Raw genomic sequence first — 10,292 nt, 5'->3', positions numbered from 1 at the left:
GGATTGGTTAAATGCCAATCCTTTTTCATTTTTTTTTATCAATAATTATATCAAAAATAGAATTTTTCGATATAATTATATGAAAAAGATATAGGAGCCCAACATGGACCGCGATTATCAAGAATTTATCTTGCAGGTAAAAGGAAAGACAGGCATAGATTTAGGCTTGTACAAGGAAGCACAAATGAAAAGAAGACTCACTACTTTTTATGAAAAAAAGGGGTATTCTTCTTTCAATGACTTTTATAAAGCTTTAGATATAGATGTTCCCTTATTTAATGAATTTTTAGATAGAATGACGATAAATGTTTCGGAATTTTATCGAAACAAACAAAGATGGGATGTACTTGAAAATAAAATTCTTCCAAGGCTAATGCAGCAAAGTGAACATCTTAAGGTATGGAGCGCTGCATCTTCAACAGGTGAAGAACCTTATTCTTTATCGCTTGTTCTATCTTCCTATACACATTTACATAAAGTTTCGATACTAGCAACGGATATCGATGCAAATGCTATACAAAAAGCGAAAATAGGAGTATATTCGGAAAAGTCATTAAATGAAGTACCTATTTCCAAAAAAGAAAAATACTTTAAAAAACAAGGTGACTATTACGAAATAGCTGAAGAAATTAAACGAACAGTTTCCTTTAAAAAACATAATTTACTTGCTGATCGATTTGATGGGAATTTTGATTTAATTGTTTGCCGAAATGTCCTTATTTATTTTACAGAGGAAGCTAAAGATATTATATATAAAAAATTTAGTGATGCTCTTAAACCGGGCGGTGTTCTCTTTGTTGGAAGCACAGAGCAAATCTTTAATCCGATCAAGTATGGTTTGGAAATTGAAGATACATTTTTCTACAGAAAGATTTAAAAAACTGTTGTAACCAACAGTTTTTTTGATTATTTACTATGTTAGGGTAAGAAGTTTATGATATAGTGTTACATAATTCCTTTAAAGTGATGAAGGGGGTATAGTTATGAGATATTTAACTGCTGGAGAATCACATGGACCCCAGCTAACTACGATTGTTGAAGGATTGCCATCTGGAATGCCTTTAACAGATATGGATATTAATAAGGAGTTAGCGCGCCGACAAAAGGGTTACGGGCGTGGAAGAAGGATGCAAATTGAAAAAGATAAAGTAAAAATCGCAAGTGGTGTTCGTCATGGGTATACATTAGGCTCACCTGTATCCTTAATTGTTGAAAATAATGATTGGAAACATTGGACAAAAATCATGGGGATTGAACCTTTAGAAGAAGATGTAGCAGATGAAGTGAAGCGAAAAGTAACAAGGCCAAGACCAGGTCATGCTGATTTAGTTGGCGGTATTAAATATGGTCATCGCGATATGAGAAATGTATTGGAGCGTTCTTCGGCGCGAGAAACTACTGTAAGAGTAGCAGCAGGTGCAGTAGCTAAAAAATTACTAAAATTATTAGGTATAGAAGTAGCTGGACATGTACTTGAAATTGGTGGAGTAAAAGCAAATCCACCTAACTATGACCATATAATGAAATTACAAGAAAAAACGGAAAATTCACCAGTGCGTGTATTTGATGACACGGCAGAAAAGCAAATGATGGAAGCCATTGATCTAGCAAAAAAAAATGGAGATTCTATTGGTGGAATTGTAGAAGTTATTGTAGAAGGTATGCCTCCAGGTGTCGGAAGTTATGTGCATTATGACCGAAAATTAGATGCTAAAATTGCGAGTGCAATAGTAAGTATAAATGCCTTTAAAGGTGTTGAGTTTGGATTAGGGTTTGAAATGGCTAGAATGCCTGGAAGTCAGGTTCACGATGAGATTATTTGGGATCCAGAAAATGGATATAGCCGGAAAACAAATCGTCTCGGTGGTTTCGAGGGTGGTATGTCAACAGGTATGCCAATTGTCGTAAGAGGTGTGATGAAGCCAATTCCAACATTGTATAAGCCTTTACAAAGTGTTGATATTGATACAAAAGAACCGTTTACAGCAAGTATTGAACGTTCAGATAGCTGCGCAGTGCCAGCAGCAAGTGTTGTGGCAGAAGCAGTTGTTGCATGGGAAATAGCAACTGCAATTACTGAACAATTTTCGAGCGATCGTCTCGAAGTCTTGCAAAAACTTGTCGAGGATCAAAGACAATTTGCTAGGAAGTTTTAATATGAATATTATTAACATTTATACATCATCTAAAAACTATAATGTTTATGTTGGACATGAAATCTTAGACCAATTACCTAGAAATTTAACTCGATATTCAAAGCTATTAATTATAACGGATGAAAATTTAGAATCTCTCCACTTACAAACTTTATTAAAGCATTTGCCAATTATAGAGAAACATATTTACATAACGCCTAATGGTGAACATGCAAAAACTTTTCAAGTGTACGAGGATTGTATTTCATTTGCTCTTCAAAATAATCTTGATCGAAAATCTGCTATATTATCTTTTGGCGGTGGGGCAGTAGGCGACTTAGCTGGTTTCGTTGCTGCAACATATATGAGAGGGATTCCATTTATTCAGGTTCCAACAACTATTTTGGCACATGACAGTGCAATTGGCGGGAAAGTTGCCATTAATCATGCTTTAGGTAAAAATATGATTGGTTCTTTTTATCAGCCAGAATTGGTTCTATACGATATTCAATTTTTAGTGACTCTTCCAAGCAGGGAAAGAAGAAGTGGCTTTGCAGAGCTAATAAAGGAAGCGTTAATTGCAGACCCACTACTTTTGCAGGAGCTTATGAAGGAAGTCAAATCCCTTGATTGCATCAAAAACAATACGTTACAGGAGTTTTTGCGAAAGGGGATTGAGATTAAAGCGAATATTGTTCGTATAGACGAAAATGAACAAAATATACGTGCATTTTTAAACTTCGGACATACGCTTGGTCATGCTTTAGAGGCAAATGCCGGATATGGGAACTTAACGCACGGAGAAGCTGTAATGATTGGTATCGTTTATGCACTGCATTTAAGTAAAGAAATGTATCAACTTCCATTTCCTTTTGAAGAATTTATTAATTGGATTGAGATGTTGGGATATAAATGGAAAATACCAGCAAAATTGGATTTTTCCACAATATTGGAATGGATGGTAAGGGACAAAAAATCTGTTTCCAACTCACCAAATTTTGTATTATTACAGGAGATTGGTAAACCTGTCCTACAAAAGGTAGATCAAGAATTATTACAAAAGACCTTCTATTTCTTACAATAATTATATTGGAATAATGCCAATGTTCTACGACCAGATTTTGAATCAAAATAATGTAAGGGGGAAAAATTGGTGAAATGGAAAAATCGAGTTCTTAACTTACAAGCTTATAAACCGGGTAAATCTATTGAAGAAGTAAAGGAGCAATTTCAACTTGAAACAATTGAGAAATTAGCTTCAAATGAAAATCCATATGGATATTCTCCTCATGTTGATTTAGCACTTAAAAACTTTCAATCATCATTTATTCTTTATCCAGATGGAAATGCTTCCAGTTTGCGAGAGAATACAGCAAATTTTTTAAAAGTCGATCCAAGTCAGCTTATTTTCACTAATGGTTCTGATGAATTAATCCAAATTATATCAAGAGCGTTGCTCGAACCTGGGAAAAATACAGTTATTGCTACCCCCACTTTCCCGCAATATAAGCATAATGCAGTAATTGAAGGGGCAGAGGTTCGTGAAGTAAATTTAGTTGACGGTCACCACGATTTACAAGGAATGCTTACAAATATTGATGAAAATACAGCGATTGTATGGGTTTGTAATCCTAATAATCCAACTGGCCATTATATCTCTGAAGAAGAAATACAACTTTTTCTTGAAAAAGTCCCAAGTGATGTTCTAGTTGTCCTTGATGAAGCTTACTTTGAATATGTTAGCAAAGATGTAGCTTATAACACCTTAACATTCATTGATAAGTTTCCAAATTTGATTGTAATGAGAACTTTTTCTAAAATATATGGACTTGCAAGCTTTCGTGTTGGGTACGGTATATCAACTATAGCTAATATACAAAATCTAGAACATGCCCGACCACCGTTTAATACAAATGTTCTCGGGCAATTAGCTGCTTCGGCTGCTATTTTAGATCAGGATTTTGTTGAGAATTGTCGGTTGAAAAATGAGGATGAAAAACAAAAATATTATGACTTCTGTCAAGAAAAAGGTCTAAACTATTATCCGACAGAAGGGAATTTTATTTTAATTGATTTTGCATGTGATGGAGATAAAGTTTCTCAATTTTTATTGTCAAAAGGACTTATTGTCCGCTCTGGGAAAGCATTAGGATTTCCGACGAGTGTTAGGATAACACTTGGCTTTGAAGAACAAAATCAAAAGGTTAGAAGTGCTATTACGGAATTTATCGAACTGAATCAAAAACTATATGTATAGAAAGTCTACTACGGGAGGCTAAACATACGGGGAAATGTATTTATTGTCGGACTTGGATTAATTGGCGGTTCATTAGCATTATCCATTAAAAAGAATAACTCAGATGCAATCATATAGGAATATGTTTCCATGAAACGAAAAATTTGAGGATTTACAAACATTACTAAAATAAAGATCGATTAAAAAAGGAACTAAATGCTAGTTTCTTTTTGTCATTTTCCATCCCAGTTATTCATAGCTTGTCTATAGAATAAAAAAATAGCGGGAGGGAAAAAAATGTATATTATTGAGAAAGCAAACATCGAAGTGGAAAATATGGAGAAAAAAATGTCGTTACTAATAAAAGATAACAAAATTTATTCTATGAAGGATTCATTTAATAGAAATAATTATATAAGAATGAACCTTTCTGAATTTATTATGACCCCAACACATGTAATGCTCGATCATAATGCCCCTCCATCTGACTTTCAAGTAATGAAGCAATATTTTATCGACAATTTTTTATTAAAAGGCTGCTGCACCATTATTAGTGTTTTTTCTATCCAGTTTGAGAATCAATTAGAGAATGAAATGCGCAAATGGAGAAACTCCTTATTAAGCAGTCCAGTCGATTATGTACTTGCTGTTAAGCTTCCGCTTGAGAAAATTTCCACAACCATCATTCGTAAATGTAAAAGATATAAAATTCCAATAATGTTTGTTGAATTTAACAAAGTAGAGAAATTACATGAAAAGCCATGGGGGTGGATTAGGGATGCAATGTTTCCTTATAATCCAGTACTTGTTCCAGTTATTTCGACAGAACAAAAAGCTTTGAAAAAAAGTTTATTAAAAATATGGAATGAAATATTAGACAATGAGAAGATTTCACATGTATTCGATGAAATTCCTGAAAAAACGCCAATTGAATTGAAAAATTTGAAAAAATTTGGAGTGTATCCTAAAAGAGGAGATTTAAGTGTAGGGAGCGAAATAAATTATAACCTATATTTCAAAGCAGATAAAGTTGATGAACATGCGCGGATTCATTATGATAAAGATAAGTTAGCCGTCATGGTTCAAAAAGGAATAATCATAACTGCTTGTGATAGAGTTATTTACCGACCAGGCTTTGGAGAGGAACTTAAGATTGAAAGTACTTCTCTTTTTGTATAAATTTTGTATTTAGGAAAGGGATTTTGTATGTCAAATGTACAGCAATTGTTAAAGCATATAGAAGAAGGCAATATGAATCAAGCTGAAAAATATTTGAAAGATATTAAAAAGACAGGTACAGATGAAGATTTATTTATAACTGCAGAAGAGCTTCATCATTTAGGTTTTCTTCATCAAGCAAAGGACCTGTATGAACAATTAATTCAATCTTATCCTGATGAGGGTGAATTGAAGATATTATTATCGGAGGTATATCTTGATTTAGATGAAGAAGATTCCGCAATCTTTCAGCTTGATTCCATTAACGAAACAGATCCCAATTATCCACGGGGGTTGCTTTTATTAGCTGATCTATATCAAATGCAAGGACTGATAGAGGTAAGTGAGCGGAAATTACAGGAGGCAAAAGAAATTCTTCCTGACGAACCGATAATTGATTTTGCACTAGGTGAACTATATTCAGACAGTGGGAATTACATCGATGCTATAAAATATTATAGAGCTGTTCTTAACCAAGGATATGATTCGATAGCCGGCAATAACATTCACGCTAGATTAGCCGAAGTGCTTAGTTCAGCGGGAGAATTTGAAGATGCATTGCCACATTATGATCAAGCGCTAGAAGAACATTTGGAAATCAATACGCTGTTTGGATTTGGCTTTACTGCTTATAAAGCTGGGTATTATCGAAAGGCTATTGAAATATTCTTAAAACTGAAGGAGCTAGATCCGCAATTTCACTCGCTTTATTTGTACTTAGGAAGATCTTATGAGCATGAAGAAGAAGTAAATAATGCATTAGAGACCGTCAAAGCAGGGATAAAAGTAGATGAATTTAATAAGGAGCTATATCAATTTGGAGGGAAAATTGCTTTAAAATGCAGCAATGAAGAGTTGGCAGAAGAATATTTTAGACAAGCGTTAGTTCTTGATACCGGTTATTTAGATGCAGCGATAACATTAAATAAATTATTAATGCACCAAAAACGATATGAAGATGTGTTAGAAATTGCTTCATTATTGGAAAGTGAAGGCGAAACCGACCCAGTTGTTTACTGGGATATGGCCACTAGCTATCAGCAGTTAGAACAATATTCACATGCATTAAAATATTATGAGCTTGCATATAATGATTTAAAGAATAACCTTGAGTTCCTTGAAGAGTTCGGATATTTTCTTATCGAGGAAGGAAAGAGAGAGGAAGCTGCACAAATTTTTCACATCCTTTTAAAAGAAGACCCGACAAATGAAGAATGGATTATGCTTTTGGAACGTTTTGAAAATGAATAAATGTTTAATGGACTATACTAAATATGCAGAGGAGGGATTCCTTTGGCTGCAACTCCTGTATCCGTCAACGAGAAAAAGGATTTTATTCGCTGGTTTTTAAATCATTATCAATTAAAGAGAAGAGAATCAGTTTGGATCTTAAATTATTTAATGAGCCATGACCAATTAATGGAAAAGGTCCACTTTGTGGAGGAAGCGCAGTATTGTCCAAGAGGCCTCATCATGTCAACCCATTGTGTCGATCTAGTCCCGTTTCGTTTTTATAAAGAAAATATTATGACTACAGATGCAGAAAAATCATTTCATGATATACGTTTAAATCGTGATGAAGATATTTATATACAATTAAATTTTAAAGATTCCAACATTTCCTATCATTATGCAGCTGTATTAGAAGAAAATCCATTTATGCCTAAATTGCTCAGAATTAATGATGAAGACAGACTAATTGCAGAAAAATTTCTGGAAAGAAGTATTATAAGCTTTCAAAAAGAAAAAATCTTAAAAGAAATTGATAATGCGTTGGATCGAAATGACGAGAAAGCATTTTTATTATTAACAGAACAACTTAAAAGCTTATAGTATTTAATATATCCTCTTGTTATATCAAGAGGATGTTTTTTATGTCGATTCCTTTTGGATAAAAAAATTATTGCATGATATGATAGATTTGCAGGAAAACTATATATAGGAGTGTTTTTATGAATTGGAATGGAAAAGATATTGAGCTCTATTTAAAAGAGAAACAATTTATTGATACAGCGATTGTTCCTCTAATTCCAGTTGCACTTGGAGATAATTTAAAGCAATCGGCATCCGGGGGAGAGTTCATTAGTTTATTAACACTCCATTTGGAAAGACAATTTAGAGGAAGAATGCTCTTGTTTCCACCATTAACGTATTTATCAGAGTCTGATGACGACCAAAAAATGAACATATTACAGGAATGGGAGGGGAAAATAAAAGAAAGCGATTTTTCTCATGTTTTTTATATTACTTCGGATAGTTATTGGAGAGATAAGAAGCAGACACCACTAACAGATGATATCATCTGGCTTCAATCCATTCCATTGGAGAACATGGAAGATCAATTTAAGCACTCTATTTTAGAAGATCAAGTAAAACAATTAATAAATATTATAGTGCAAAAATGGCAAAATATATAATGAAGCTTCTATAGTAGAATCTAGGCTATATATTAATTGAAAATCTATACTCACTAATTTGTCAAATCTGTACAAAACTAACAAAAAATAATTCGATTTTCCGTCACATTGTTGTCATCTTTTAAAACAGGATGTTATTGACCTTCTACTAGGTTTGATATATCATTGTTATGTCCTAGATTGTATTTGTGCGATATTTATGTCCATTGGACTTACCTTACTGCTAGAGGGGGGAAAAAGGGATGAGCAAGAATCCTGTATCAAGACGTCAGTTTCTTAGCTATACACTTACAGGTGTAGGTGGATTTATGGCTGCTGGAATTCTGATGCCGATGGTTCGTTTTGCAGTGGATCCAGTATTGAAAACAGAAGCTGCAGGGAATTTTCATGCTACAAAGCTGAAAGTAACCGATTTAACAGACCAGCCACAAAAGATTGACTTTACATATGAACAAGTAGATGCATGGTATAAGTCAAATGTTACGCAAACAGCTTGGGTTTATAAAGACAGCAAGGGAGAAATTGTTGCTTTATCACCTATTTGTAAGCATTTAGGCTGTACGGTTAACTGGAACGCTAATAAAGACCATCCAAATCAATTTTATTGTCCTTGTCATGGTGGTCGCTACCATAAAGATGGTAAAAACGTTCCTGGTACACCACCAGCCAAACCGTTGGATTCTTATCCAACAAAAGTGAAAGACGGCTATTTGTATTTAGGAAAACCTGAAGCAAATGTATTCGTTAAATAAAGGAGGCGTAATTCATGCTTAATAAACTATATGATTGGGTTGATGAGCGTTTAGATATTACGCCTTTATGGCGGGATATTGCTGATCACGAAGTACCAGAACATGTAAACCCTGCACATCATTTTAGCGCATTTGTTTATTGCTTTGGTGGACTTACATTTTTTGTTACTGTTATCCAAATCTTATCTGGTATGTTTTTAACAATGTATTATGTACCGGATATCAAAAACGCTTGGGAATCTGTTTATTATCTTCAAAATGAAGTTGCTTTCGGGCAAATTGTTCGAGGTATGCACCATTGGGGAGCAAGTCTTGTTATAGTAATGATTTTCTTACATACTTTACGTGTTTTCTTCCAAGGAGCATACAAAAAACCACGTGAACTTAACTGGATCGTGGGTGTACTTATTTTCTTTGTAATGATGGGTCTCGGATTTACAGGATATTTATTACCTTGGGATATGAAAGCGTTATTCGCTACTAAGGTAGGTCTGCAAATCGCAGATTCCGTTCCTCTAATCGGTCCTTATGCGAAAATTTTACTATCTGGTCACCCTGATATTGTTGGTGCGCAAACATTAACTCGTTTCTTTGCCATTCATGTATTTTTCTTACCAGGTGTGTTAATGGCACTAATGGCAGCTCACTTCTTAATGATTCGTAAACAAGGTATTTCAGGACCATTGTAAAATTCACTTTAGTCTAAACTTAATAGATAATGAAAGAAGGAGGGGGACTAAATGCATCGTGGAAAAGGAATGAAGTTTGTTGGTGATTCACGTGTTACTGCTGCATCCCACCGCAAACCTAATATTCCGAAGGATTATTCGGAATACCCAGGTAAAACGGAAGCCTTCTGGCCAAACTTTCTTTTAAAAGAATGGTTGGTTGGTGCAGTTTTCTTAATTGGATTTTTATGCCTTACAGTTGCGCATCCATCGCCACTTGAACGTATAGCTGATCCTACAGATACAGGATATATTCCTTTACCTGACTGGTATTTCTTATTCCTTTATCAATTACTTAAATATTCTTATGCATCTGGCCCGTATAGTGTCATTGGAATTATTGCGATTCCTGGTCTAGCATTCGGAGGGTTGCTATTAGCTCCGTTTATCGACCGTGGTACAGAACGCCGTCCATTGAAACGACCATTTGCAACAGGATTCATGTTACTTGCACTTGCTGGAACGATATATTTAACATGGGAAGCTGCAGCGCATGAAGACTGGAAAAAAGTCCATGAACAAGGTAAGATTGTTGCTCAAGTGGATATTGATAAAAATTCTGAGGGATATAAAATCTTCTCTAAACAAACATGTATTACTTGTCACGGAGATAACCTTCAAGGTGGAGCAGCTGCGCCTTCTTTAATTGATACTGGTAAAAGTGAAGCAGAAGTTGAGAAAATTGCTCAACATGGTATGGGAAAAATGCCTCCAGATCAATTTAAAGGTACTCCAGATGAGTTGAAAAAGCTTGCTGAATTCATTTCTAATTTAAAATCTAAATAATTTATTATAAAAGCTGGCAT

The 10,292-nt window shown here is 34.4% G+C and carries 11 protein-coding genes; all 11 read left to right on the top strand.

The genetic code is table 11. The features are described from left to right. Positions 1-103 precede the first annotated feature (103 nt). The 11 genes from AC3WJF_RS22575 to AC3WJF_RS22525 all read left to right on the top strand — a co-directional run bounded on the left by AC3WJF_RS22575 (position 104) and on the right by AC3WJF_RS22525 (position 10,272). Complete coding sequence (locus tag AC3WJF_RS22575) at positions 104-877, top strand: CheR family methyltransferase (RefSeq protein WP_492456271.1); 774 nt, start codon at positions 104-106, stop codon at positions 875-877. A 106-nt stretch (positions 878-983) separates the two neighbouring features. Then, entirely contained in the window at positions 984-2,156 is a 1,173-nt protein-coding gene (gene aroC, locus AC3WJF_RS22570; protein WP_492456269.1) for a chorismate synthase, read from the top strand. A gap of 1 nt (position 2,157) precedes the next feature. After that, entirely contained in the window at positions 2,158-3,219 is a 1,062-nt protein-coding gene (aroB, locus tag AC3WJF_RS22565) for a 3-dehydroquinate synthase (RefSeq protein WP_492456267.1), read from the top strand. Positions 3,220-3,288: 69 nt separating this feature from the next. Further along, positions 3,289-4,392: a histidinol-phosphate transaminase gene (hisC, locus tag AC3WJF_RS22560; RefSeq protein WP_492456265.1), complete on the top strand. Its 1,104-nt coding sequence runs from the start codon at positions 3,289-3,291 to the stop codon at positions 4,390-4,392. A gap of 276 nt (positions 4,393-4,668) precedes the next feature. After that, complete coding sequence (locus AC3WJF_RS22555; RefSeq protein WP_492456263.1) at positions 4,669-5,550, top strand: hypothetical protein; 882 nt, start codon at positions 4,669-4,671, stop codon at positions 5,548-5,550. Positions 5,551-5,577: 27 nt separating this feature from the next. Beyond that, positions 5,578-6,840, top strand: coding sequence for a tetratricopeptide repeat protein (locus tag AC3WJF_RS22550; RefSeq protein WP_492456261.1), 1,263 nt, complete (start codon positions 5,578-5,580; stop codon positions 6,838-6,840). Positions 6,841-6,882: 42 nt separating this feature from the next. Continuing rightward, complete coding sequence (locus AC3WJF_RS22545) at positions 6,883-7,422, top strand: ReoY family proteolytic degradation factor (RefSeq protein WP_492456259.1); 540 nt, start codon at positions 6,883-6,885, stop codon at positions 7,420-7,422. Between the two features lie 119 nt (positions 7,423-7,541). Continuing rightward, a complete protein-coding gene (locus tag AC3WJF_RS22540) occupies positions 7,542-8,006 on the top strand; it encodes a YpiF family protein (RefSeq protein ID WP_492456257.1) in 465 nt (154 codons plus the stop codon). 242 nt (positions 8,007-8,248) lie between these two features. Further along, complete coding sequence (locus AC3WJF_RS22535) at positions 8,249-8,758, top strand: QcrA and Rieske domain-containing protein (RefSeq protein WP_492456255.1); 510 nt, start codon at positions 8,249-8,251, stop codon at positions 8,756-8,758. 14 nt (positions 8,759-8,772) lie between these two features. After that, a complete protein-coding gene (gene qcrB, locus AC3WJF_RS22530; RefSeq protein WP_055739450.1) occupies positions 8,773-9,447 on the top strand; it encodes a menaquinol-cytochrome c reductase cytochrome b subunit in 675 nt (224 codons plus the stop codon). 51 nt (positions 9,448-9,498) lie between these two features. Beyond that, positions 9,499-10,272: a c-type cytochrome gene (locus AC3WJF_RS22525; RefSeq protein WP_492456253.1), complete on the top strand. Its 774-nt coding sequence runs from the start codon at positions 9,499-9,501 to the stop codon at positions 10,270-10,272. Positions 10,273-10,292: the final 20 nt, after the last annotated feature.

It is taken from the genome of Heyndrickxia sp. FW510-T9 (genome assembly GCF_058781025.1).
Note: the sequence above shows the minus strand (reverse complement) of the source record. Positions and strands in the feature narration are given on the sequence as shown.